Annotated in this window: 20 protein-coding genes and 1 tRNA gene; 11 read left to right on the top strand and 10 right to left on the bottom strand. The window is 48.4% G+C overall.

The window, feature by feature from the left end:
* Nucleotides 1–38 precede the first annotated feature (38 nt).
* The 3 genes from NDI44_RS21680 to NDI44_RS21670 form a co-directional block, all read right to left on the bottom strand.
* Entirely contained in the window at nucleotides 39–1,307 is a 1,269-nt protein-coding gene (locus NDI44_RS21680) for a DUF4912 domain-containing protein (RefSeq protein WP_190410198.1), read from the bottom strand.
* Nucleotides 1,308–2,053: 746 nt separating this feature from the next.
* Complete coding sequence (locus tag NDI44_RS21675) at nucleotides 2,054–3,016, bottom strand: AEC family transporter (RefSeq protein ID WP_190410197.1); 963 nt, start codon at nucleotides 3,014–3,016, stop codon at nucleotides 2,054–2,056.
* Nucleotides 3,017–3,104: 88 nt separating this feature from the next.
* Nucleotides 3,105–5,543, bottom strand: a complete 2,439-nt coding sequence (locus NDI44_RS21670) for an IMS domain-containing protein (RefSeq protein ID WP_190410196.1) — start codon at nucleotides 5,541–5,543, stop codon at nucleotides 3,105–3,107.
* A 169-nt stretch (nucleotides 5,544–5,712) separates the two neighbouring features.
* Here NDI44_RS21670 and pdhA point away from each other — a divergent pair, with 169 nt between their 5' ends.
* The 3 genes from pdhA (at nucleotide 5,713) to purF (ending at nucleotide 10,949) form a co-directional block, all read left to right on the top strand.
* The gene (gene pdhA / locus NDI44_RS21665) at nucleotides 5,713–6,747 is read left to right on the top strand and encodes a pyruvate dehydrogenase (acetyl-transferring) E1 component subunit alpha (RefSeq protein WP_190410195.1); all 1,035 of its coding nucleotides are present in this window, start codon (nucleotides 5,713–5,715) and stop codon (nucleotides 6,745–6,747) included.
* 186 nt (nucleotides 6,748–6,933) lie between these two features.
* On the top strand, nucleotides 6,934–9,291 hold the full coding sequence (purL, locus tag NDI44_RS21660) for a phosphoribosylformylglycinamidine synthase subunit PurL (protein ID WP_190410194.1): 2,358 nt from the start codon (nucleotides 6,934–6,936) through the stop codon (nucleotides 9,289–9,291).
* 164 nt (nucleotides 9,292–9,455) lie between these two features.
* A complete protein-coding gene (gene purF / locus NDI44_RS21655; RefSeq protein ID WP_190410193.1) occupies nucleotides 9,456–10,949 on the top strand; it encodes an amidophosphoribosyltransferase in 1,494 nt (497 codons plus the stop codon).
* A 260-nt stretch (nucleotides 10,950–11,209) separates the two neighbouring features.
* Here purF and NDI44_RS21650 read toward each other — a convergent pair whose 3' ends face one another.
* Nucleotides 11,210–11,833: a chorismate lyase gene (locus NDI44_RS21650; protein ID WP_190410192.1), complete on the bottom strand. Its 624-nt coding sequence runs from the start codon at nucleotides 11,831–11,833 to the stop codon at nucleotides 11,210–11,212.
* 167 nt (nucleotides 11,834–12,000) lie between these two features.
* Nucleotides 12,001–12,081: transfer RNA gene (locus tag NDI44_RS21645), tRNA-Leu, on the bottom strand.
* Nucleotides 12,082–12,273: 192 nt separating this feature from the next.
* Here NDI44_RS21645 and accC point away from each other — a divergent pair.
* Nucleotides 12,274–13,626: an acetyl-CoA carboxylase biotin carboxylase subunit gene (accC, locus tag NDI44_RS21640; RefSeq protein WP_190410191.1), complete on the top strand. Its 1,353-nt coding sequence runs from the start codon at nucleotides 12,274–12,276 to the stop codon at nucleotides 13,624–13,626.
* Nucleotides 13,627–13,690: 64 nt separating this feature from the next.
* On the opposite strand, the gene NDI44_RS21635 is transcribed toward accC, so the two are convergent.
* Complete coding sequence (locus tag NDI44_RS21635) at nucleotides 13,691–13,984, bottom strand: YggT family protein (protein ID WP_190410190.1); 294 nt, start codon at nucleotides 13,982–13,984, stop codon at nucleotides 13,691–13,693.
* 272 nt (nucleotides 13,985–14,256) lie between these two features.
* On the opposite strand from NDI44_RS21635, the gene NDI44_RS21630 reads away from it, so the two are divergent.
* The 6 genes from NDI44_RS21630 to NDI44_RS21605 all read left to right on the top strand — a co-directional run bounded on the left by NDI44_RS21630 (nucleotide 14,257) and on the right by NDI44_RS21605 (nucleotide 18,887).
* Nucleotides 14,257–14,376 carry a photosystem II reaction center X protein gene (locus NDI44_RS21630; RefSeq protein ID WP_190410189.1) on the top strand — a complete coding sequence of 40 codons (120 nt, stop codon included), beginning with the start codon at nucleotides 14,257–14,259 and terminating at the stop codon, nucleotides 14,374–14,376.
* Nucleotides 14,377–14,614: 238 nt separating this feature from the next.
* Nucleotides 14,615–15,433, top strand: a complete 819-nt coding sequence (locus tag NDI44_RS21625) for a Ycf66 family protein (RefSeq protein ID WP_190410188.1) — start codon at nucleotides 14,615–14,617, stop codon at nucleotides 15,431–15,433.
* A gap of 163 nt (nucleotides 15,434–15,596) precedes the next feature.
* Nucleotides 15,597–16,091, top strand: a complete 495-nt coding sequence (locus NDI44_RS21620) for a PD40 domain-containing protein (protein ID WP_199292210.1) — start codon at nucleotides 15,597–15,599, stop codon at nucleotides 16,089–16,091.
* A gap of 2 nt (nucleotides 16,092–16,093) precedes the next feature.
* Entirely contained in the window at nucleotides 16,094–16,618 is a 525-nt protein-coding gene (locus NDI44_RS21615) for a PD40 domain-containing protein (protein ID WP_190410187.1), read from the top strand.
* Nucleotides 16,619–16,833: 215 nt separating this feature from the next.
* Nucleotides 16,834–17,319 (top strand): PD40 domain-containing protein, encoded by a 486-nt coding sequence (locus NDI44_RS21610; RefSeq protein ID WP_190410269.1) that lies wholly within the window; start codon nucleotides 16,834–16,836, stop codon nucleotides 17,317–17,319.
* 128 nt (nucleotides 17,320–17,447) lie between these two features.
* A complete protein-coding gene (locus NDI44_RS21605) occupies nucleotides 17,448–18,887 on the top strand; it encodes a trypsin-like peptidase domain-containing protein (RefSeq protein WP_190410186.1) in 1,440 nt (479 codons plus the stop codon).
* Here NDI44_RS21605 and dnaN read toward each other — a convergent pair.
* Nucleotides 18,884–20,056, bottom strand: coding sequence for a DNA polymerase III subunit beta (gene dnaN, locus NDI44_RS21600; RefSeq protein ID WP_190410185.1), 1,173 nt, complete (start codon nucleotides 20,054–20,056; stop codon nucleotides 18,884–18,886). The genes NDI44_RS21605 and dnaN overlap by 4 nt on opposite strands.
* A gap of 417 nt (nucleotides 20,057–20,473) precedes the next feature.
* Nucleotides 20,474–21,856 (bottom strand): chromosomal replication initiator protein DnaA, encoded by a 1,383-nt coding sequence (dnaA, locus tag NDI44_RS21595; RefSeq protein ID WP_190410184.1) that lies wholly within the window; start codon nucleotides 21,854–21,856, stop codon nucleotides 20,474–20,476.
* A gap of 80 nt (nucleotides 21,857–21,936) precedes the next feature.
* Here dnaA and def point away from each other — a divergent pair, with 80 nt between their 5' ends.
* Entirely contained in the window at nucleotides 21,937–22,473 is a 537-nt protein-coding gene (def, locus tag NDI44_RS21590; RefSeq protein WP_190410183.1) for a peptide deformylase, read from the top strand.
* A 67-nt stretch (nucleotides 22,474–22,540) separates the two neighbouring features.
* Here the strand turns inward: def and argS are convergent, their stop codons facing one another.
* Both argS and nadC read right to left on the bottom strand, forming a co-directional pair.
* Entirely contained in the window at nucleotides 22,541–24,298 is a 1,758-nt protein-coding gene (argS, locus tag NDI44_RS21585; RefSeq protein ID WP_190410182.1) for an arginine--tRNA ligase, read from the bottom strand.
* A complete protein-coding gene (gene nadC / locus NDI44_RS21580) occupies nucleotides 24,282–25,211 on the bottom strand; it encodes a carboxylating nicotinate-nucleotide diphosphorylase (protein ID WP_190410268.1) in 930 nt (309 codons plus the stop codon). The genes argS and nadC overlap by 17 nt, the downstream gene beginning before the upstream one ends.
* Nucleotides 25,212–25,396: the final 185 nt, after the last annotated feature.

Genomic DNA, 25,396 nt, shown 5'->3' with positions numbered 1-25,396 from the left:
GGACAGAAGGAGGAATTTATTCCTCATCCTTCATCTTTTCAAGAGAGCCATTCCTCAACAGCGTCTTCTTTGGTGTTGGTATTGCGCGATGGCGTTTCGCGGTTAAACTTCATGTGAATCGAGCGAGTTTGCTCGCCATCAGCCGCCACTGCCATAATCGGGTAGTCAATCAGACCATCTTGGAAGGACATCTGGAAGCGGAAGGTGCCATCTGGATTCAGCTTGATGGGACGACCGCCAATTGTGACTGTAGCATCTGGCTCGGTAGCACCGTAAACAATGAGTTCAGCATCGGCAACCAACCAGAACTGGCGAGGACGCATCGGGATGCCGGAACCTGAGAAGCCAGCGCCGGACATTCCTACACCAGACATGGTAAGACCAGATACGGTAGGAACTGCCCACATCCCAACGCCAGAGGGGAAGACGTAGGAACTGAGAGCTTGTTCGGCAAGGGACACTGACTGCATCGAACCAGGTACTTGCTGCATGGAGCCAAACAACGAACCGGCTACCCGTTGAGCTTCGACGGTCTGAGCCATGCCGAAGATTTCGTCGTAAATAGGATTGCCACCTGTGGCTACACTACCGTAGCCAGCCATTGCCATTTTCTTGGCAGGGGGAACCAGTTCGAGGAAAGTCTTGCCGCGCAGGTCTTCTTCCCAAGAAACGGTGATGAATTGGTCTTCAATCCAATCTGAGGGATAAACGGGAGGAACGCGGACGGGAGCGGAACGAGCTAAGACGAGCCAGCGACCATCAGCACAACGGTAGCCGATGTCTACAGCATAGTCGCGATCGCTCACGGGCATTGGCAAATACCATTCCCGCGCTAGCTCATCGCAAGGATATTCCTGAATGCTGTGAGGGCTTTGATATTCCAGATTCACGTCGGTGACATCATAGAGTCGCAGCGCGAGTTGTTGTCCTCCCTGACGGCGTAAATCTTCTTTATGATCGTTGGGGATATCCCAGTAGGTGTATGCCCATTGGGGGTCGCGAGGCATCAGGACAACCCGGCTTTCACCGTAGCCACCCGGAAGATCCCCTAGACCTTCATCTACGGATGCCAGGGTTCCACCTGTGCGATCTTCCTGACCCAGTTCAAATTTTGCTGCTTCCACTTCTTCTTGCGCCTCCACTATACGAGTTGAACCGAGAGAAATCTTGGTGCGTTGAACTTCTTTAATTGCTGTTAGCAGTTGCTCTTTACGCATTCTGCTGTATCGAGAGATGCTGCATTCGCTAGCAACTTTACGGAGTTGCCTTAATGTCATCTCTTCCAATGGTGGGCGTTCTTTTGCCATAACAAATAGTCTCCGGTAGTTTGGGCGGCAGTTAGGTTACTTCTCTAGAGACTGACTAGCAAAGCAGCACAAAATGCTATTTCGCATCTCTTCAACTTCGGAAAGTTGTGCCATGTTATCCCCTTTCTGAAATCCGTAACGTCTCAATGGTTAGCTGCGGTCTTGAATGAGCCGGTGTCAGTCTTGAATAGGGGCTGCTTTTGTGACGCCAAGAAGACTGACTGGCTTTCTTGGCTGGATTGAGAATCTAACTGAGCGCCCAGGATTTTAGAAATTTGCTGATTAGAGCATTTCTTTGGGATCGCGGGATCGCTTTGTTAATTTCATGTTGCAGAAAAATACCGGGTTAGGTCAAGAGGTGTTTCAGCCAATTATAGGTATATCTACGAAGTTATAAGGGACTTGGGGATCGAATTGTCATGATATTTTGACATTACAAATGGATTGGGATCGCCGTAACTTGTCAATTTGTCGGAAACGTTCCCATGCAAATCTACAATGTCAGAGAATTATGACAAAAGAAGCGAAACCCAGTCACTTTTTTGGGGCAATCGTTTTTGGGGCAATCGTTGAAATCTGTCCTTGCCCCAATCCTTCCCCAATCATTAGAGGCAAAGAGAGATTGGTCTCATTCTTAAGCTCCCCTGCCTTGGGAACGTTTTCTTCAGAGGCTCAACTTTTGGTAATCGGCAAGAAAGCTAGATTAATGAGGCAGAAACGAGAACTCCTGTATTGGCGTTTTCGGATTAACCATATACAAGCAGCCAAACCGGAATCATCAACAGTAGCAGTCCGATACTTAGGACAATACTGCTGGCGGCTAAATCTGGGTCGAGATCGTACTCCTCCGCCAGGATCAAACTCGCAAAGGCAGTGGGCACACCTGCCATGAGAACCATTGCCAAGCGGGCATCGCCCGATAAACCAATTAGGGTGGCTGCAATACCCACCAGTCCTGGCATCACCACAACTTTCACCAGGGCAGGGAGTAAGGCAACCCGAAAACTCTTCCATCCTTGTAGCTGAGCGAGCCGTATCCCCATTAGCACAAAGGAGCTAGCAATGACAAACCCTACAGAAGCTTGCAGTCCTGATTCTAGTAGAGTCGGCAGTTCAACCGAGCGAGTGAGGTATCCGAAACTAAATGTCCACAAGGCAGGAACGGTCAAGATATCTCGAAGTTGAATCCACCAATGATTTCGCTTTGCGGGTCGCCCAAAGTAGCTGGCGATAAAGACACCAATTCCATAGGTACCAATGATGTTATTCGTGACGCTGTAGAAGACGGCTAGACCCACAGCTTGAGCGCTAATCAAAGAAGGAGCGATCGCTAACCCCACAAAACCTGTATTGCCCAGCATGGCAGACAGGATGAAACTTCCGTAGCGAGGGCGGTCTAAAAAAGGCAGAAAAGAAGACTTTTTACTGTCGCCATTTTCACGGCTGAAGCGTTTCCAAACCTGCAAACTTAGCCATGCAAAAGTAAAACCGACCGCCAAAGCTCCTATGGCAATTAGCGGCACTACTCCAGCATTTTCTGATAAGTTTGCCTGACGAGCCAGCGTCAGAATTTGTAGCGGCACCCCAACCCAATAAAGACCGCGACCCAGCAACCTGGGTAAGGAATTAGGGATAAATCTAAAGAGTATAAAACCGAGTGCCGTCCACAGGATGATGGGGGTATAGGCATGAAATAAGGTTTCGGTCATTCGTTATTAGCCACTGGTTATCAGCCACGGTCAAGCGTTAACAATCGGTCGCCTAATGACGAGCCGACTCATGACTAATCCCCAATGACTACCTCAGAACCTTCATGTCCTGGATCAGCCACTGACCATCTTTGCGTACTAGGTCATAACGCACGCGCAGGCTTTCATCATAGGAAGAAGCTTGATTGAGCTTACCTGCTTTATAGAAATCTGCGGCTTCATTCACCTGTGCATCCACTTTGGCGCGATCGGGATTGCGATCGCTCATTTCAACAGATTTCACCTCGACCTTGTGCCTGTACTTCCAGTACGAGTTACTGTTCTTTGTGCTTTGAGAACGTTTTTGCCAACGAGATAAAGCGGGATCGGCAAGGATTTGCTGTAATTTTTCGACGGTATGCTCTTCACCCAAGGCATCGGCTTTACTAGCAAGCCAAATCTGAACCAATTGTCGAGCCGTCTCCTGGGTTAGAGGGCCAGATGGACTCAGTAGTTTACTGCCTGGTTCGGGAATGGGTACTGGAGGAGCAGCTAGCTGTACCATTGGTTGCTCTCCTTCTAAGAGCGGGCCTGAGAAACTTCTCTGGAGCCAACTGAAAGCAGCGGTCGCTAGCATTAGCAAGACTCCCAAACTGAGAATCCCGGCAAGTCCCAGTAAAAGAAGCCGTCCGGTTTTCGCCGAGCGCAAGGAAGCTGTAGAACGTTGAAGACGACCGCCTGAACGACGAGCTGATACATCTCCTCCCGTGGGGGATGCCTTGGACACAGAATCTGGTCTCCGCAACCGACTCGCGATTGTTGCCCGTGGTTGTTCATTTTGTTCCGGTGAATTCCCTCGGCGGCGCTGACGCTTCGAGGCAGAATCCCCAGGCAGGCCCGGATCGTTGCCTTCTGGTTCTGGAGACCGAGAAACTCGTTCTGCCGCCGGTAAATTCGATCCTCCCCCTGTTTGCGGGCGATCGATTGTAGCGGTCATTGTCGCCGTTCGATGAGCTGCGCCAGATTGCTGTTCCACCAATTGTTGAAGGCGATCGCGCGAGGAACTTTCTTCAGCATTGGGACGCAAGGGCGCGTTGCTTGATGCCGCATCGCTCATCCTGCCCCCATTCTCTCCACTGCCGTTCCGCCCACTGGAGCGAGATACCACACTCTCCGGTCTGCGAAATCCTGGGGAGTCACTTGTCCCTCGCGAGACGGGAGTCGCAGCATAAGATACTTGCTGAGTCGGCAATACCGCCCACTCATTGGTTGTATCTTCCTCTACTGGCAATTCTTCTAAGTACGCCTGAACCTGATCATCGGCAAAGTAATCCTTCAAGGAAGCTCGCACCGATGCCAAATCTCGGAAGTGGGGAAACACTTCTGCTTGCAACCAACGCTCCCCGTACAAACACAACCCAGGTAACAAGTCTGGCGCGCCCTGAGAATGTTCTCGAATGAAGGCGAGGGGTTCGTACTCTTGGCTGAGTTCTAGGGCGCGACTGGCTTCTTCCGTCTGACCGAGAAGAAGGGCACACACCGCCTGTTCCAAATGCACATCCTGACGCTTGCCTAAGCGCATCAGCATCTGCTTAGCTTGTCTAATTAGACCCGGCTGTCGTTGGGCAAACCCCCGACCTAGTAAAGCATAAACCGCTAAATAGGTAGCCACTGCCGAGGGACGACGCGCTTCTGCTTCAAAGAGATTCTGCTGTTCGGCGGAGGTCAAGTAGCTCCGCAGCTGCTGAATGAAGCGGAGAAAGTCATCAATGTTCAGTCCCGATTGATCGTCTCCAGTGCCATCGATGCCGCCGCGTTCTTGCAACATTTCTTGCAAATGCTGCAATCCTTTACGGCGTTCGGTTACTTTGTCTTCACTACTTGCGAGTAATTCCAAAATTCGGTACGGGCGAAGCTTGTAAAGATCCGCCTGAATTTCACCCCGCAGGCTGGCAAATATCCCTTCTCGCAATAGTAATTCTTGACCCGTCTCTAGGGAGGTGGCGGCGTTTTCATATTGACCTTGCTGCCATTGCTCTCGGCCTAGTTCCAGACACGCCAATGCCAGCGTCAACACAATATCTGGTTGCACTAGCTGAGGGTTGCCCAAACGACCCTTTTCGATACTGGTGCTAGCACGGCTGAGGAAGGGACGTCCCAGCTTCAGCACCAGTTCGTATTCTCCTAGCTCCTGTAAGATCAGCAATGCCCCAACGAATTGCTCATCTTGAATTTCGATGCTGGGCGTATAAGGGTCAAGGTCGGTGTCTGCTGTACCATTTCCTTCCTGACGAGTTGCTGTTCCTGATTCTGAATCCAGGTCGTATGTTTTTGTCAGAAATGTAGCGTCGTAAGCGGAACGCTGTTCTGGATCGCACAGAATCGCGTAAGCTTCGTCTAGCAGTTGTTTTCGGGCGGCGATCGTGATTTCTGAATACTCTCGTCGAGGAAGTTGCAGAGCGCGATCGCGATACGCTTGCTGCAACTGCTCAGCCGTAGCCTGAATCGGCAGGCCCAGAATCCGGTAGTAATCGAGCGGAATTCTCACAGTCTACTTCCTCAGCCCCAGGCAACTAAATTAATCTGTATCTGTACGAGCGAACATAAACGATAGAATAGGTGCGATAATTATACCCCCTAGCTTCTATAGTAGAAGCTTATCTTGGTAGATAAAAACCGCCGTTCAACCAATCACGTCAAGTTTATCCCTTAAATCAATGGTTCAGGAACGCATTTTACCCGTCTTTCACGCCGATCAAACCCAAATCACCAAAGAAGAAGGATTGATCCTTTACGAGGACATGGTCTTGGGGCGGTTTTTTGAAGATAAGTGCGCCGAGATGTACTACCGGGGCAAAATGTTTGGTTTTGTCCACCTATATAACGGTCAAGAGGCTGTGTCAACTGGCGTCATCAAGGCAATGCGCCAAGATGAGGATTATGTTTCCAGCACCTACCGCGACCACGTTCATGCTCTGAGTGCTGGGGTGCCTGCAAAAGAGGTAATGGCTGAGTTGTTTGGTAAGGCAACCGGCTGTAGTAAAGGGCGCGGCGGCTCGATGCATATGTTTTCCTCGGAGCATAAACTGCTGGGAGGTTATGCTTTTGTGGCTGAAGGGATTCCTGTTGCTACGGGTGCGGCTTTTGCCAGTAAGTACCGCCGCGAAGCCTTGGGAGATGCCGGTTCCGATCAAGTAACCGCCTGCTTTTTTGGCGACGGTGCAGCGAATAACGGTCAATTTTTTGAATGCTTGAATATGGCGGCGCTGTGGAAACTGCCAATTTTGTATGTTGTGGAAAACAACAAGTGGGCAATTGGTATGGCGCACGAACGGGCAACTTCTGTACCAGAAATTTTCAAGAAAGCCCATGCCTTTGGTATGGCAGGTGTTGAGGTTGATGGGATGGACGTGTTAGCAGTTCGTGCAGTCGCCCAGGAAGCGATCGCGCGTGCCCGTGCGGGTGAAGGGCCAACCTTGATTGAAGCCCTAACCTATCGCTTCCGAGGTCACTCTCTCGCTGACCCTGACGAACTTCGTTCTAAAAATGAGAAGGAATATTGGTTCGCCCGCGATCCAATCAAAAAGTTGGCTGCTCATCTTGTAGAACACAATCTGGTAGACCAAGAAGAACTCAAAGAAATTGACCGGAAAATCCAAGCCGTCATCGACGATGCGGTGAAGTTTGCCGAGGAAAGCCCAGAACCCGATCCTAGCGAACTGTACCGTTATATTTTTGCCGGTGATGATTAACAGTTAGCGTTAATAACGGTAGTCAAAAATAGAGTAGGCATCGCCTACTCTATTTTTTTAGATGCGTTTTAAAACTCTTTAAAATTGACACAATTTTATATCCGTTAAAGTTACAAGCACATTTACCGCATAAGTAGCGGGGAAATATCGATACAATTAACCCTGTGCCGTTCGTGCAAGGGTTCCATGTCTACAATCTCATCCGCTCCGTTTACCCCCGAAGAAATTGCCGCAGAAGGTATAAAACCAGAAGAATACGAAGACATTGTCCAACGGCTAGGGCGTCATCCGAATAAAGCTGAGTTAGGGATGTTCGGCGTCATGTGGTCGGAGCATTGCTGCTACAAGAACTCGCGACCGCTACTGAAGCAGTTTCCGACAGAAGGCGATCGCATTCTCGTCGGGCCAGGAGAAAATGCTGGTGTTGTAGACTTGGGCGACGGACTGCAACTCGCATTTAAAATCGAATCTCACAATCACCCCTCAGCAGTTGAACCGTTTCAAGGGGCTGCAACGGGAGTCGGCGGGATTCTCCGGGATATCTTTACAATGGGTGCGCGTCCCATCGCCTTGTTAAATTCCCTCCGCTTTGGTTCTCTGGAAGATGCCAAGACGCGGCGACTGTTCAATGGTGTGGTGTCGGGAATCTCCCATTATGGCAATTGTGTGGGAGTCCCCACTGTGGGCGGTGAAGTTTATTTCGATCCAGCTTATTCGGGCAATCCCCTGGTAAATGTCATGGCACTGGGATTGATGGAAACTACGGAAATTGTTACATCTGGAGCCGTAGGGATTGGAAATCCAGTGCTGTATGTGGGTTCTACGACTGGGCGAGATGGCATGGGCGGGGCGAGTTTTGCGAGTGCGGAACTCAGCGATGAGTCGATGGATGACCGTCCAGCGGTACAAGTGGGCGACCCTTTCCTAGAAAAATCCCTCATTGAAGCTTGCTTAGAAGCATTTAAAACGGGTGCTGTTGCTGCCGCGCAAGATATGGGTGCAGCAGGCATTACCTGTTCCACATCAGAAATGGCGGCTAAAGGTGGCGTTGGGATTGAACTGGATTTAGACAAAATTCCCGTGCGGGAAACAGGGATGGTGCCTTATGAATATTTACTATCCGAATCTCAGGAACGGATGCTGTTTGTTGCTTACAAGGGGCGCGAACAGGAGTTAATTGATATTTTCCACCGCTGGGGTCTACAAGCTGTCGTTGCAGGCACTGTGATTGAGCAGCCGATTGTGCGGATTTTGTTCCAAGGCGGCGTGGCGGCAGAAATTCCAGCAACGGCTTTGGCGGATAATACGCCCATTTATCACCGAGAATTGTTGACTGAAGCGCCAGAGTATGCGCGTGTAGCTTGGGAGTGGACAAGCGATCGCCTTCCGACTTGTACCAGCGCAGGCATTGAAATTCAAGGTCGTTCTCTCACCTGGAATGAGATTCTCTTGACTTTGTTAGATACTCCGACAATTGCCTCTAAGCGTTGGGTTTATCGTCAGTACGACCATCAGGTGCAAAACAATACTGTGATTGTTCCAGGTGGCGCAGATGCCGCAGTGGTGAGGGTACGACCCCTGGAACCCTCCCCCAATTACTCGATTAACCAGGGGGACAATAAGGGGGTTGCTGCCACTGTCGATTGCAATGCTCGTTACGTCTATCTTGACCCCTATGAAGGAGCCAAGGCAGTCGTCGCAGAAGCGGCTCGTAATCTTAGTTGTGTAGGAGCCGAACCTTTAGCAGTCACGGATAACCTAAATTTTGGGAGTCCAGAAAAGCCGGTGGGTTATTGGCAACTGGCAAATGCTTGTCGGGGAATCGCGGAAGCTTGTCGGGAATTGGGAACGCCAGTGACTGGCGGCAACGTGTCTCTCTACAATGAAACCCTGGACGCTGACGGGAATCCCCAGCCAATTTATCCGACGCCCGTGGTGGGGATGGTGGGGTTAATTCCTGACATTACGCGAATTTGCAGCCAAGCTTGGCAAGCCGAGGGAGATTTAATTTATTTACTGGGAAAACGTTTGGATTCACCAGAGGGAGTCACGTTAGGTGCTTCCGAGTATTTGTCAGCCATTCATGACATTGTCGCCGGTAAACCGCCCACCGTAGATTTTGGTTTGGAACGCCGGGTACAAGCTGCTTGCCGGGAGGGAATTCGTCAAGGTTGGATTCGCTCAGCTCACGATTGTGCTGAGGGAGGAGTTGCGATCGCTCTCTCGGAAGCTTGCATCGCTAGCAATTTGGGAGCCGAAATTCACTGGAAACTTCCTCCAGAACCCTCTGTACGCTTGGATTCTATCCTTTTTGGTGAAGGGGGAGCGCGAATTTTAGTTTCTGTCGTGCAAGAACATCAAGAAATTTGGGAATCCTATTTAAAGGAGCAACTGGAAAATTGCTGGGAACAAATGGGTCGCGTCGGAAAACCGGACAGCGAGTTACGGGTTTTTACCACTCAAAGCCAAACTTTGATTGACGTTAGCATTAAGAAAATGGGCGATGCTTATTACAATGCTATCCAACGCCGTTTAACCGTTTAGCCAACCTTCCCCAATTTACTTCCAGAAATCGCTGACCCAGACAGAGCTAAATTCCTGGTCTATGTCTTCGGCTAGCGACATTAACGCTTTGTTATGAGATTATTAAGAATTACTAAGCCTGGTTAGTTTTTCTCTGCCTCAACAAGTAGGAGCCAAGTTCTCAAATGATTCCCAACCATCCCTTTGCAAGTGATGAGTCTCCAGCTGAGTCTAACCACTTGAACGATCAGCGACCTGATAAGCCAGAGGAAGCCTGTGGCGTTTTTGGGGTTTATGCACCAGGTGAAGATGTCGCCAAACTGACCTATTTTGGTTTGTATGCGTTACAGCACCGGGGTCAGGAATCTGCTGGTATTGCCGCTTTTGACGGCAAGCAGGTTCATTTACACAAAGAGATGGGCTTAGTTTCCCAAGTCTTCAACGAATCCATTTTGAACCAGCTACCGGGGAACTTGGCAGTTGGTCATACCCGTTACTCCACGACGGGTTCCAGCCGCGTTGTTAATGCTCAGCCAGCAGTTGTAGAGACTCGGTTAGGAACCCTTGCGCTGACACACAATGGGAATTTAGTCAATACTGGGAAACTGCGGGAAGAGTTGTTGCGACGCGACTGTAACTTAGTCACGACGACGGATTCTGAGATGATTGCCTTTGCGATCGCAGAAGAAATTAACGCAGGCAAAGACTGGTTAGAAGGAGCGATCCGAGCCTTTCGGCAATGCGAAGGAGCCTTTAGTCTGGCAATCGGAACGCCAGACGGCTTGATGGGTGCCCGCGACTCCAACGGTATTCGTCCCTTAGTGATTGGCATTTTAAACACGAATCCTCAGCGCTATGTCCTCGCATCAGAAACTTGTGGCTTAGATATTATTGGGGCTGAGTACCTGCGGGATGTTGAACCGGGCGAGTTAGTTTGGATTACCGAAGAAGGTATGGCTTCCTTCTTCTGGGCAGAACAACCCAAGCGGAAACTATGCATCTTTGAAATGATTTACTTTGCTCGTCCGGATAGCGTCATGCATGACGAGAGTCTCTATAGCTACCGGCTGCGCTTAGGACGGCAACTCGCTCAGGAATCTCCAGCGGATACCGATATCATTATTGGCGTACCCGATTCCGGCATTCCCGCCGCGATTGGGTTTTCCCAAGCATCCGGTATTCCTTACGCCGAGGGATTGATTAAAAATCGCTATGTTGGTCGCACTTTCATCCAGCCGACTCAGGCAATGCGAGAGTGTGGCATCAAGATGAAACTCAATCCTCTTAAAGATGTGCTGAGTGGGAAACGAGTCGTTATTGTTGACGACTCTATCGTGCGAGGAACGACTAGCCGCAAACTTGTCAAAGCCCTCAGAGATGCTGGTGCCACCGAGGTTCATATGCGAATTTCCTCTCCACCCGTAACTCATCCCTGCTTTTATGGCATTGACACGGATAGCCAAGATCAGTTGATTGCGGCAACAAAGTCAGTCGAAGAAATTGCCGAACAAATAGGTGTAGACTCGCTAGCTTATCTCAGCCGCGAGGGAATGTTAAAAACTACCGGCGAAGATCCCAACAATTTTTGTTCTGCTTGTTTTACGGGTGACTATCCCATCTCAATTCCAGAGCAAGTTAAGCGTTCTAAGCTGATGTTGGAAAAAGCAGCTAGCTGTTAGCTTTTTGTCAGTGGTTAAATAAGTTTGAAAAACTTACACAGGAAAGAGGTCAAAACTTTATTCCCGTGTAAGTTTTTCACTTTATGTTTGCTTTGCGTATTTATACCGGAGAGTGTCAAGAAGATGGGAGACCTAAATAAAACTCCGTCATTTTGAAGTTTGGGCGATTGTCCACCCAACATTGTCAAACCAACATTGACAAAGGTTTGATGGTTTCGCTCCTGCTCTACCCATCCTACAAATTAATGAAGTCTCTCTACTTAATCCCCTGGCTTCACCGGCTGCATTGGCCCCAAGTAGTTGGTCAAATAGGGCGAAAAAACCTCATAAATTAGCGTCAGCGGACGCCCATGATGCCAAAATAGGTAGTGACGCCCCCAGAATGGTCCTGTTTGTCCAAAGGCAGATTCTAAAGCATCGGACTGACCGTAGTAAATTCCCTGGACATCCCGATATAACTCGGTACGCAGGCGAGCCAAACTTGCCCAAATTGGCAAGGAACGGTTTTGTAAATACTCATCTACATGGCTGGCTTCCCACCAGGAAGTCGCGTAAGCCAGCCGCTGACCGGAGGTGGTACGCAGCCATACCTGTCTTCGCAACCTAGGTCCTGGTACAGCCTGGATTTGATTGGGTGCCGCATCAGCATCCATGCCAACAGGCGACATATCAATGACATCTACTTCTGTTGGTTCACCCGTCAAAAGTTGCAGGTGACGGGTCGGGGAGCCATCTCCCAGTAAAAGCATCTGCCATGCTGGTGCTAGCTGTGTGTGAGGCAGTCCTTGCTGCACCACTTCTTCGCCTCCCTGCCAAAGCGGACTGAGAGCATACCAATCTCTTGGTAAGCTAATGCTGTTTGTGGGTATAACAGTTGAAGTCAAAGCTCTTTACAAAACTTCATTTTCTTATATAAAATCATAAACAATTTCTTGCCGGAAACCTATTCCAGCAAAAAAAATTGAGTGGTGAGTTTAGTTCTTTTGCAATTTCAGTTCTCAGTGCATACTATGCGTTGATGCGCTTGCAGCACTGAGAACTGAAAAAGTAATGCGGATGGCGAGACTCGAACTCGCAAGGCAAAGCCACACGCCCCTCAAACGTGCGCGTATACCAATTCCGCCACATCCGCTTGCATATATACCAATTGTATCATCTTTGAGGCAATTTCGTTCTCTTTGGAAGAAACAAGACTTTCAATCAGTATCAATAACTGTTCTAAGGCGAGGTGATGCGATCTATATATTGTACTGATGCTGAAGGCAACATCCTGAAATAATAATGATTGTTCCTTGCGCTACCCCATTTCTCTAAAAACTAGAAGATGCGTTTTTCAAAGATTTTAATTGCTAACCGAGGGGAAATTGCTCTCCGCATTCTCCGTACCTGCGAAGAAATGGGGATTGCGACTGTTGCAGTTCACTCGACGATCGATCGACACGCCCTTCATGTGCAACTGGCTGACGAAGCCGTTTGCATTGGTGAACCCCCCAGTATCAAAAGTTATCTGAATATTCCCAATATTATTGCGGCAGCTTTGACGCGCAACGCGATCGCTATTCATCCGGGCTATGGTTTTTTAGCAGAAAATGCCCGATTTGCGGAAATCTGCGCGGATCACCAGATTTCTTTCATTGGCCCAACGCCGGAAGCGATTCGGGCAATGGGAGACAAATCCACTGCGAAAGAAACGATGCAACGGGCGGGTGTGCCTACAGTGCCGGGAAGTGATGGGATATTAATGTCCGATCGGGAAGCATTAGCGATCGCGGATGAAATCGGCTATCCTGTCATGATCAAAGCCACCGCCGGAGGTGGAGGGCGAGGAATGCGTTTGGTGCGGGAAGAAAGCGAACTCGTCAAGCTCTTCCAAGCTGCACAGGGAGAAGCAGAAGCTGCATTTGGCAATCCAGGCGTCTATCTGGAAAAATTTATTGAACGTCCCCGCCACATCGAATTTCAAATCCTAGCCGATAGCTACGGCAACGTAATTCACCTGGGTGAACGCGATTGCTCTATCCAACGGCGTCATCAAAAGTTACTAGAAGAAGCCCCAAGTCCAGTTCTCAGTTCAGAACTGCGCCAAAAAATGGGCACTGCCGCTGTCATGGCTGCTAAGTCTATCAACTACACGGGTGCCGGGACTGTGGAGTTTCTGCTTGCACCCTCTGGGGAATTTTATTTCATGGAAATGAATACTCGGATTCAAGTCGAACACCCGGTGACAGAAATGATCACTGGGTTAGACTTGATTGCCGAGCAAATCCGCATTGCTCAAGGGGAGAAATTGTCGCTGACTCAAGATCGAATCGTTCTCCGAGGCCATGCCATTGAATGTCGAATCAATGCGGAAGACCCCGACCACAACTTCCGTCCTCATCCGGGGCGGATCAGCGGCTATCTGCCTCCTGGCGGCTTTGGTGTTCGGATGGATTCTCATGTCTACACGGACTACGAAATCCCTGCTTACTATGACTCCCTGATTGGTAAGTTAATTGTTTGGGGTAGCGATCGCCCTACTGCAATTAAGCGGATGAAACGGGCATTGCGGGAGTGTGCCATCACGGGTTTGCCCACAACCATTGGCTTCCATCAAAAAATTATGGAGACACCGGAGTTTTTACAAGGCGAGGTTTATACCAATTTTGTTGAGCAGTTAATGCAGTCCCAGCAGTAAGTAAGGAGTGGGTAATCGGTAATTTTTTCCGTTACCCACTCTTACTAACCTCGTCGGAAGCACCTTAATGAGTATGAGCAAACATCGTCAGCAGTCCTTGCTGACCCAAGAGAATCTCTCGCACTAGGCTAAAGATCCCTACCCAAACGATCGGGGTAATGTCCACACCACCGATAGGGGGCACAATTTTCCGCAATGGCACTAAAAAAGGTTCTGTAGGCCAAGCAATCAAGTTAAAGGGAAGCCGATTTAAGTCTATCTGGGGATACCAGGTAAGGACGATCCGAAAGATAAACAGCAAAGTCATCAAGCCCACAAGCGGGCCAAGAATCCAGCTAGCCAGCGAAACAGCGTCCATTGGTTCTTAATCAAGAATATTTCCGGGTGTCAAAACTTTAGCCGTGTCGCGTATTTGTCATGCAACTGACGCGGCAAGGCATTATAGTTAAAGTTTTGTAACCAAATCTCTCATTATTCTAACGCAGCGTGGCACTCAATCCTATTCAGCCAGACTGGTACAGGGGTATAAGAGACGTAAAAACAAAATGAAGCGACAAATAGGCTTCTCAAGTTCATAACATATCGTTAAAATTGATCAAAAGAAATCGTTGTCAAAGCGAGCGAAAAAAAATGACGCCTTCATTAGCGAATTTTCTCTATAGTCTGCTCTGGGGTGCTGTAATTGTTGTCATCCCAGCCACGGTGGCGCTGATTTTTATTAGTCAGAAGGATAAAATCCAACGTTCCTAGATTGTCGGAATAGCCGGAAACCTCAGTTTGTCGAGAGAGTAATTATTAAATTAGTTGCTCCCTCTAAAAAAACTGAGGTTTTATATGTTAAAGGGAGAAGAGCTGATGCGATGCAGCAAGCCAGTTTCTGCCCGCTCGTTCTCCTGCTGACCCAGGATACTTAGAATTAAAATTCCCAACCTGCGTACCAATTTCTGCGGTTAACTCGTTAACATAGATTTGTCTTGGGAAAACAGCAATGGTAAACTTCGGGCTTAACTCAGCCAGTCTTCTGGGTATTTTTCTGGCAGTGGCAGGGGCAGCACTGTACTTTCTGCGTACCGTGCGTCCAGAGCTAGCGCGAGATCACGATATCTTTTTTGCCGCAGTTGGTCTCTTGTGCGGCTTTATTCTTTTATTTCAAGGATGGCGACTCGATCCGATTTTGCAATTCGGTCAATTTCTGTTGACCGGCTCTGCTATCTTTTTTGCATTTGAAAGTATTCGGATGCGTGGAGTGGCGACGGAGGTTGCAAAGCGAAATACGCAAATTGTGGATGACGATCGCCCCGTAAGCCGCGTGTATCGAGCCGAGTTGGATCAACTCGAACCGATGGATGAGGAACCACCGAGACGGCGGATTCGGGGAACGCAAGAATCTCGCAATAGCCGGACGGTAGAAACTTACGAGGATGAACCGCGCCGCCGTCCATCCAGTCGGAGTAATAGCAATAGTAGTTCTGAAAGGCTGGGACAAGGAGACCGTCCTCGCAAGCGTCGTCCCCGTCCAACAGAAACTCGCCCAACCGAACAACCGGACGATTGGGAAGTCTCAGACACATGGGAGGAAAAACCGTCTCGCAGTAGCCGTCCCAGCTCGACTCGTCCACCCAGCCGAGATCCAGAGACTGCTGCCAAGCCAAGAAGAAGTCGTCCACCTAGAGGAGAATCGTCAGAGCGATCGCCCAATCGGGAGAGTCGGGAGGACGTAGAAGCAACCCCAACCGACTATGTGGACTACAAACCGATAGACTACCCGGAAGAAGGGGACAACTCAAGCAATTTTGACCAAGAATGAGTCAGGAAAGGGCGGTTCCTTCGTGTCCGTCCGACGTTTTATGAGACGCGGCTGGTTCATTGGGTCAGGTTATTTTTGCAAGCAACAATGCAGCTTTGACGTGAAAAGATTGGCGTGCGGTCTGGGAATCCATACCTGGGTCAAATGGGGAATCTGGTTTAGTATGGCTGGGTTAGTCGTCGCCTGTACCCCAGTCAATCGCTCAACAGGGCCAGTTGCTCTTAACAGTCGTTATACAGATGAGCAACCGGCTTTGAGCGGCAATGGTCGGTTGCTCGCCTTTGTTTCTAACCGCAATGGCAGCCGACAGATTTGGCTGTACGACTTGCAGCAGCGGCAGTTTGTAGATGTACCGCGCTTGAACCGACAAGACGCGATCGCAGAAAATCCCAGTCTCAGTCAGAACGGTCGTTACATTGTCTACATTGCCAGCGACCAAGGACGCCCGGAAGTTGAACTTTACGATCGCAGCACCAAATCCTCACAAATTCTTACAATGGGCTATCGCGGTTGGGTGCGAAATCCTAGCATTAGTCCAGATGGTCGCTATATTGCCTTTGAAAGCAGCAGTCGCGGTCAGTGGGATGTAGAGGTGCTAGACCGGGGGCCTAATATTGAGTTAGATATCCCCGATGGCAGTCCATCTGCCTCTCCCTGAGCGTGAAACGTAACCTTTTTCTATCAGTATTTGTTACCTTAGCCAGTTTATTGAGTAGTTGTACTGGCTCAGGTCGTCTTATGAGTTTTCCCTTTGATTCAGCAGGGCGAAGTTTAAATAGCCCAGCTTCTGACATTAATCCTCAAATCGCCAGTCGGTACATTGTGCTAATTTCTGACCGGCGCAGCAGTCAGGATGTTTACCTTTTCGACACGGTGGATCGGCGTTTGATTGATTTGCCTGGATTAAATTCCCTGGATGCGATCGCATCTAACCCTGCTGTTTCCGCTGATGGTCGTTACATCGTCTTTGCTGCAAGTCGTCAGGGTCGGTCGGGAATCTACCTCTATGACCGGGAAACTCGCCAGTTAAGGAATCTCGCGGAAAACGTGCAAGCAGAAGTGCGAAATCCAACGATTAGCGCTGATGGCAGTACAATTGCCTTTGAATCTAGTGAAAATGGTCAGTGGGATATTGTAGTTAGCGATCGCTCTGGACAAACGCTGAATCTTCCAGCACCTCCTTGAGGATAAAAGTGCTGAGTATTTGGGAAGGAATGGTTGGAAAAAGTAAATACCCGCTTATCTGAATCCACAGCTTTGGCGAATCAGGGGATTTTTTTAGCCTATAAAGGCAGGCTTGATTCGTGTAGTCGCACTTCACAGCTACAGTCATCAGGTATTTAGGCGCAAGTGATATGAAATGGCTAATTAACTGGCGCTGGCTAACGATTTTATTCACAATGGGGATAACTGGTTGTCTTGATACCCAGCTCTTCAACCCGCCGCAAATACTGACTGGCGGTATCAACAGCCAGACCCCTGACGAATATCCCGCCTACAGCAGTGACGGTCGCTATCTCGCCTTTGCTTCTGACCGCAATAATAATCGAGACATTTTCCTTTACGACTTGCAGCAACGCCGTCTCGTCGATCTCCCCAATATCAATCGTCGGGACTCCAGACAGGATCAACCCGCTTTGAATGCTGATGGTCGATTTATTGCTTATGTTTCTAGCGAACGAGGCAAGACGGATATCTTTGTCTACGACCGTCAAACTCAACGCTCCGAATTGCTCACTAGCAGCATCCGAGGCTCGGTACGCCATCCCACTATTTCCGGTGATGGTCGCTACGTGGCGTTTGAAACTAGCCAGTTAGGCCAATGGCATATTGCAACTGTAGAAAGAGGAACTTCAGCAACAAATTCTGGCTCTTTACAACAGTAGAAGATCGATGAAATTGGCGAGTTCCTGCACGAGCGAGTCAGAGGCTTCTTCTATGGAAAGAGCATTGCTTGAGAGCGATCGCTACTAAATATGCTAAAACAGTCAAAAAAGCTTAAAAAATTAACATAATGAGTACCAAAGTTCTGCGTATTGCCACTTCGGGCATCATCGCAGCCGCCGCTGCCATTGGTGCTAATGCAATCGACGCAATCGTTCCCTTTAACTGGCAACAGTCAAATATCGCTGTTGCCCAAGAAGCTGAAGAACAAACAAATATTCAGGTTTATAAACGCGCTAGTCCAGGAGTGGTATCCATCCAGGCTGGTGACGGTAGCGGCAGCGGTAGCATTATTAGCCGAGACGGCCTGGTATTGACCAATGCTCACGTTGTGGCAAATGGTCGCCAAACTGTTACTGTTATTCTCTCAGATGGCAGAAGACTCCCAGCCGATATCATTGCTTTTGCTAACAGCAGTCTAGACTTAGCTGTCCTTAAAATTCGCGGACAGAACAATTTGCCCACTGTTGCGATCGCTCCTCCAAACTCCGTACAAGTCGGTCAGCGGGCGTTTGCGATTGGGAATCCTTTCGGTCAATTTCAAGGAACCTTCACCGTTGGTATTGTTAGCCGGATTGACCAACAGCGCGGTTTAATCCAAACCGATGCAGCCATCAACCCAGGCAATTCCGGTGGTCCTCTTCTCAATAGCCAAGGAGAATTGATTGGCGTCAATACTGCTATTTTTACCAGCGGTCAGACTGCGGGAAACATTGGCATTGGATTTGCGATTTCTGTAGACCAGGTACAGCCGTTCTTGACCGCTGTGCGCCAAGGACGCGCCCCTACCACTGCTCAACGGCAACAACCCGCTTCTGGAAGACAACCGCCTCAGCCCATTGCTTTGAATGGTACGGTGATTAACGCCACTCTTGGCAGTGGTGATAATGTTCTCCGAGCGGATAATAGCTATTTTGACCTTTACACCTTTCAGGGGAGAGCCGGTCAGCAAGTTAGAATTGATATGGCGAGTCAGCAGATTGATTCCTACTTAATTCTGCTTGGCCCCAATGGCAATGAAGTTGCACAAGACGATGATAGGGGCGGTAGGGGAAACGCTAGCCTTGTGGCGACACTGCCTGCAAGTGGCACTTATCTAATCATTGCCAATTCCTCTGAGGGAAGACAAGTAGGTGCTTACCGTCTTCGAGCAATGGCGGCTGCCGGAGGCGATCGCTATCAAACTTCCCAAAGTCGTTTGCTGATGCGGCAAGCGGGTATTCTGGGTCGGGGTGCCAAGGTGCTTTCTGATGGCAGTTTGTTTCAGGAATATTCCTTTCAAGGTCGTGCCGGTCAGCCTCTGACGATCGCACTTGCCAGTCCTGATTTTGATACCTATCTAATTTTGGTCGATCAAAATGGTCGGAAGATTGCTGAGAACGATAACATCAGCCGCAGCAATCCCAATTCTCAGATGAGTGTGACTTTACCCCGAACAGGCGTTTATCGAGCGATCGCCACCGCCTCAAATCCGCGCGGTCGAGGTCGCTATCTCTTAACAATTCGTTAAGCGCGAATCTGCACCGGCATCACTAAGTAAGTCATTTTTAGACCTCCAAGCGGTGTCAGAATCACCGGACTATTCCCTGTATTCATCTGCATTTGAATCTCGGAGGATTGCAGCGCCTTCAGTCCATCTCTGAGATAGGTAATATTGAAGGCAATCTCTAGATCCTTGCCCGATATCTGTGCAGGTAGAGATTCGCGCCCGCTACCAACATCCTGTGCTTCCACTGATAAGGCAATCTGCTGGTTAGTGCTGTCTATCGTGAATTTGACAATATTATTTTTTTGGTCAGCTAGCACGGCAATTCGTTCTAATGCATTGAGCAACTGACGCCGATCGATTGTCACCTGCCGCTCAAATTGTTGGGGAATCAACTGACGATAGGCGGGATATTGACCTTCTAGGGTGCGGCTAGTCAAACGTTGATCGGCTAATTCAAATACAACCTGCCCTTGGTCAAGATGGAGAGCGATAGCTTCCGCTGACTGGCGCATTCCTAAAATTCGTTCCAGTTCTCGCAGTGCCCGTGCTGGAATTGTGACTTCTAACGGAGCTGTCTGACTAATCGTCTCAGAGGCTTCTTCATCCGTTTGACCTTGGTTAGTCGTTTCAACAACCGATAAACGATGACCATCTGTCGCGGCAAATTCAAGATATTCTGGTTTGACTGTTAAATGGATGCCCGTGAGAACCTGCTTCGTTTCATCGGGACTAGTGGCAAATAAGGAACCCCGCAAGCCATCAATTAATGCGGCGGCGGGCAATTGAGCAGCTTCGCCATTTTCTATTACTGGCAGTTCTGGAAATTCTTCTGCGGTCATACCCCGGACTTTATAACGCCCAGAGGCAGAAGTCAGCGTGGCAATAATTCCTTCACTTGTCCCTTCCTCCCCTTTATCCTCTAAAGTAATTTCTCCCTCTGCTAGACGGGAAACAATATCGTTTAACAGCTTAGCGGGTAAAGTGAGATAACCTTCCTCTTCCACTTGTGCTGGAAAGCTGGTCTGAATGCCAAGGCTGAGATCGAATGCCGTCAAACTGACGAGCTGAGTTTTTTTGTTAGCTTCCAGCTTGACATTTGCGAGGACAGGATGTGTCGGTCGCGATGGCACTGCTCGGCTGACGAGAGAAAGGTTGGTACTGAGATCGTTTTGGGTGCAAACCAGTTTCATAGATGTTCAACCTTGGAGGTGTTCAGCCAACCGACGCTCATAGCGCGGTACTTTTGGCACAGAAGGAGATCGTAGCACCCTTGTCCTCAGCAATCCAGATTCCCCTGCTTACCTCCTTTAGGCAAAAGTGCTGGAGCTGTGGAAAATGTGGAAAATGTTGTCAAATGAATTTCCTGTGTATGTTTTAGCAGCTCTAATGAATTGTGGAAACCTTGTGGAAAAAAGAGTCACTTTTCCACAAGGTATTTGTACTTGTCATTGTTTTCCACTGATGGCACAAAATTTTTCACGGCTTTACCACAAGCTTTTCCACAGAAAACCAGGAGTTTTCCACAACCCTTCTAAAGGTGAATCATTCTTTATAAGTACTTTCCGAAAACTTAAATTAACGGCTACTGGCTAGCTGTGAGAGGAGTATCAGGATTTATTTTGGCTTCTGCTAGCAAAATTGATGCGATCGCTAAGGTGGCGTAGCGTTCTAGCTACATCAGGATCGCTATCCTTTAATTGAGTAATTTTCTCGCAGCTATACATTACTGTGGTGTGATCTTTACCTCCAAATTCCTCACCAATCCTAGGTAAACTCAAATCTGTGTGCTGACGCATTAAATACATACCAATTTGTCGCGCCCAGCTAATCTCTCGACGACGAGAATTACTTTTTAAATCTTCAATGCGAAGATCAAAAGTTTCTGCGATCGCTATCATTACCGCCTCTGGAGAAACCGCTACTTTTTCCGCAGGTGGATTCAAAACTGGAGCAATATTTTCGACAGTCATCGACAAACCGGAAATTGAAATATAAGCCACAGCCCGAATTAAAGCGCCCTCCAATTCCCGAATATTTGAAGTATAGTTAGTCGCTATATATTCAATAACATCTCGCGGTAATCGCATATTTTCATATTCTGCCTTTTTTTGTAAAATTGCCATCCGTGTTTCTAAGTCTGGGCGCTGAATATCGGCAATTAATCCCATAGAAAAGCGGGAGCAAAGACGTTCTTGCAGGCGAGGAATCTGATTAGGAGGGCGGTCAGAAGCGATTACTACTTGCTTTCCAGCTTCATGTAAAGTATTAAAAGTATGAAAGAATTCTTCTTGAGTATATTCCTTTCCTTCTAAAAATTGAATATCATCCACCAACAGTACATCGGCAGCTCGATAATGTTCTCGAAACCGTTGCATACTATCTTTACGAATTGCTGCAATCAAGTCGTTTGTGAACTGCTCAGTAGAAACATAAAATATTTTTGAATCTGGGTGAATTTCCAAACGGTAATGCCCAATTGCTTGCATTAAGTGAGTTTTTCCTAGTCCAACACCCCCACACAAAAATAATGGATTAAACTCACGTCCTGGAGATTCTGCCACAGCTAAAGAAGCTGCATGAGCCATCCGATTATTAGAGCCGACAACAAAGCGTGAAAAAACGTATTTAGGATTTAATTCGGTTGGTCTGGGTCGCTGGTTGGGGGAAATTTCGGGGACACTGGTTTCTATAGGCAGCGACCAGGAAATTTCGGCATCATCAGCGCTAGAGATTTCATTTCCTTTGGCAACCGTGATGTGAATTTCCACCGGCTGTCCCAGAATATCTTGTACGACATCAGCAATTGTTTTGATGTAATATTTCTGCAACCAATTCCGGGCAAACGGGTTAGGCGTGCAAATCACCAAGCAGTTATTTTCCAGCTCTTGAGCGCTGGCAGTTTTGATCCACGTTTCAAAGGTAGGACGGCTCAGTTGTAGCTGTAGACGCTCTAGCACTTGGCTCCAGAGCTGTTCAAGAGAAATATCCACGCCTCACCTCTACGGCTTTGTGCAGAATAGTATTATCCATTCTTGTGAAGAGCGATCGCTCTTTTAAACCAGTCTCAACTATGGCTGAAATCCTGCCAATTACTCAACTGGGAAATCCCATCCTGCGCCAACCAGCTCAAATTATCGAAAATGTCCACTTTGGACAAATCCAAAAGCTGATTGATGACCTAATTACAACCGTTGCTCAAGCAAGCGGTGTTGGCATTGCAGCACCCCAGGTAGCTCAATCTTATCGCTTGTTCATCGTCGCATCTCGTCCGAATCCTCGGTATCCCACCGCTCCTGAGATGGAACCAACCGCCATAATAAATCCTCGCATCATTGCCCACTCTGATGAGGTGGTGAAAGGCTGGGAAGGGTGCCTCAGCATTCCAGGAATTCGAGGGTTGGTTCCCAGATATCAGGCGATTGATGTGGAATACACCAGTCGGGATGGTAAATTGCATCGTCAACAGTTCACAGATTTTGTCGCCCGAATTTTTCAACACGAATCCGATCACCTGGATGGCATCGTGTTTGTAGATCGTTTACAAAGCACGCAAGAGATGATGACCGAACAGGAATATCAGCAACGAATTGTTCAACAGCAGCACTGATATCCTAGATTGTTGACGATTGTTTGGTTTGACTAATTAGAAGCATAAGCGATCGCGTCCACCCTGCCTACATACGCTCTAGCACAGAAATGCCAAGTAGGGATAATCCTAATTTCAAAGTTCGCGCTGTTACATTGCACAAAACCAACCGAGATGTCCGCACGGGTTCCTCAGCTTTAAGCACCTGACACTGGTCATAGAACTGATTAAACTTTTGGCTCAGTTCAAATAAATATTGACAAAGGCGATTGGGTAGTAAATCTTGCTCAACGTCACTGAGAACTTCGCTCAGTTGTAGTAGATGCTTCGCTAACACTAATTCTGTTTCTTCTTGCAACAGAATTTTGGCATTCATTCCCAACTGCTCAAAGTCAATATCGCCTTTGCGGCTAATTCCCTGTACTCGTACATAGGCATAGAGTAAGTAAGTTGCTGTGTTGCCCTCGCGAGCTACCATCTTCTTAGAGTTGAAGATATAGTTGCTGTTCCGGTTTTGGCTCAAGTCGGCATACTTGACACAACTAATGCCAACTACCTCAGCAACGTGGGCAATGAATTCTTCTGTTTCCTCGCGCCCTTCTTCTTTGAGCCTTGCTTCCAAGTCTTCACGGGCAGATGTGATCGCTTCATCTAGCAAATCCCGCAACCGCACCGTTTCGCCAGAGCGCGTTTTCAGCTTCTTGCCACCTTCTCCCAACACCAAACCAAAGGGGACGTGAACCAACTGTACATTATCTGGAATCCAGCCAGCTCGTTGCGCTACCTGAAACACCTGAGTAAAGTGATTTGCTTGTCCAGCATCTGTAACGTAGATTATCCGCTCAGCTCGATCTTGTTCAATCCGGTAGCGTAAGGCTGCCAAATCAGTAGTGGCGTAGTTATAGCCTCCATCAGACTTTTGGACAATCATGGGCAAAGGTTCACCTTCTTTGTTAGTAAACCCTTCCAGAAATACGCATTTAGCCCCATTGTTTTCCACGAGCAAGCCCAACTGGTCGAGGTCTTCCACTACTCCCGCTAGCAATGGGTTATAGAAAGATTCCCCTCGTTCTGTTAGATGCACATCAAGCCGATCGTAGATAATCTGAAACTCGCGCCGGGACTGTTCGCACAGCAGCTGCCATGCCCGCCGAGACTCTTCGTCACCCGCTTGCAACTTGACAACTTCTTGTCGGGCCGTTTCTTGAAACTTCTCATCCTCATCAAACCGCTGTTTTGCTTTGCGGTAAAAAGCAACTAAATCGCCCAAATCTATAGCATTAGCAGTCGTCAAAGCCTCTGGACAAACTTCTCTTAAGTAGGCGATTAGCATTCCAAACTGGGTTCCCCAGTCGCCCACATGATTCAGGCGCAAAACATCGTGATTTTGAAATTCCAAAGTTCGGGCAATGCAATCCCCAATGATCGTTGAACGCAAGTGCCCAACGTGCATCTCTTTAGCAATATTAGGGCTAGAAAAATCCACCACTACCCGCTGGGGATGTTTTGCCTTGCTGGTACCCAATCGGGAGTCTGCCTGAATAGCACTTAGCTGCGCTTCCAAATATTCTGGTTTCAGGGTGAAATTGATAAAACCAGGACCCGCAATTTCTGGCGGACGACAGAAATCGTTGACATCTATATGCTCAACGATTTTTTGCGCGATCGCTCGTGGCGGCTGACCCAACTTTTTAGTTAAGGACATTGCCCCATTGGATTGATAATCACCAAATTTGGGATTGCTAGCAGGCACTAGCATTGGGTCTACCCCAGCATAGTCACTGCCAAAAGCGGTAACTAAAGCTTGCTCAAATCTATTTTTAAGTTGTTCAAGGGTAGAGTTCATTGGGTTTTGCCGAAACTTCAGGAAGCGTACTTCTTTCCTTTATCGTACTAACGTCTATGTTCATACTCAAATCGAGCCATGTTGAGCGCGTAATCGGGGCGCTACTGGAGATGTAGTCTACGCCAGTTTCAGCCACAGCACGAATAGTTTCTAGAGTAATGTTGCCCGAGGCTTCAATCTTGATCCGGTCATTGCTATGGCGAATTATCTGCACTGCCTGCCGCATCATCTCCAGCGGCATATTGTCCAGCATGATGATATCAGCACCGTGCTGTAAGGCTTCTTTCACTTGAGCTAGGGTTTCGGTTTCTACTTCTATAGTCAATGGATAGGGCATTTGGGAGCGAATACAAGCGAGCGCCTTGCCAATCCCTCCAGCCACAGCAATGTGATTATCCTTGATCATCACAGCATCATCTAACCCCATTCGGTGGTTCATCGCTCCCCCCACCTGTGTCGCGTACTTTTCTAAAATTCTCAGCCCCGGAGTCGTTTTGCGAGTATCCACCAATTGAGCTGGCAAATCCGCAATTTGCTCAACATACTTACGGGTGAGTGTAGCAATCCCACTCAAACGCATAGCTAGGTTTAAAGCAACTCGTTCTCCGAGCAGCAGCGCCTCTAGCGAGCCATCAACGCGAGCAACCAACTGTCCTCGCTGGCACTGTTCCCCCTCAGCGACAACAGCAACAAAACTGACTCTATCGTTCAACAGTTGGAATATCCGACTAGCTATCGGCAATCCGGTAATGACTCCTGCCTCCTTAGCAGTCCACTCAGCTTGCCCCACACGTACCTTGTTGCCTAATAAACCTTGACTCGAGCGATCGCCGCGACCGACATCTTCCAACAACCAGGAGTGCAGGAGTGGGTCTAATACGATCGAGGGAGGTAGAACAGCCCTGGGACTCACCACGTCAGTTTTCCCCTAATTTTTCTAAAAGATTGCCCAACCAACTTAGCCCAAAAGCTGCGCCCTTGGGGATTTTGAGAGTTTTCCAAAAAAGTTTTTCAAAACAGTTGACAGAAGCGGTTCGTGGTTGCTACATTAATAAAGCGGTCGGGAGAGCAAGCGAAAGTGAAGCGACACCGAAGCGC

This window comes from Trichocoleus sp. DQ-A3 (assembly GCF_039961975.1).
In the GTDB taxonomy this organism is placed as follows: Bacteria; Cyanobacteriota; Cyanobacteriia; order Cyanobacteriales; family FACHB-T130; genus FACHB-T130.
This window is presented reverse-complemented; position numbering and strand designations above follow the sequence as displayed.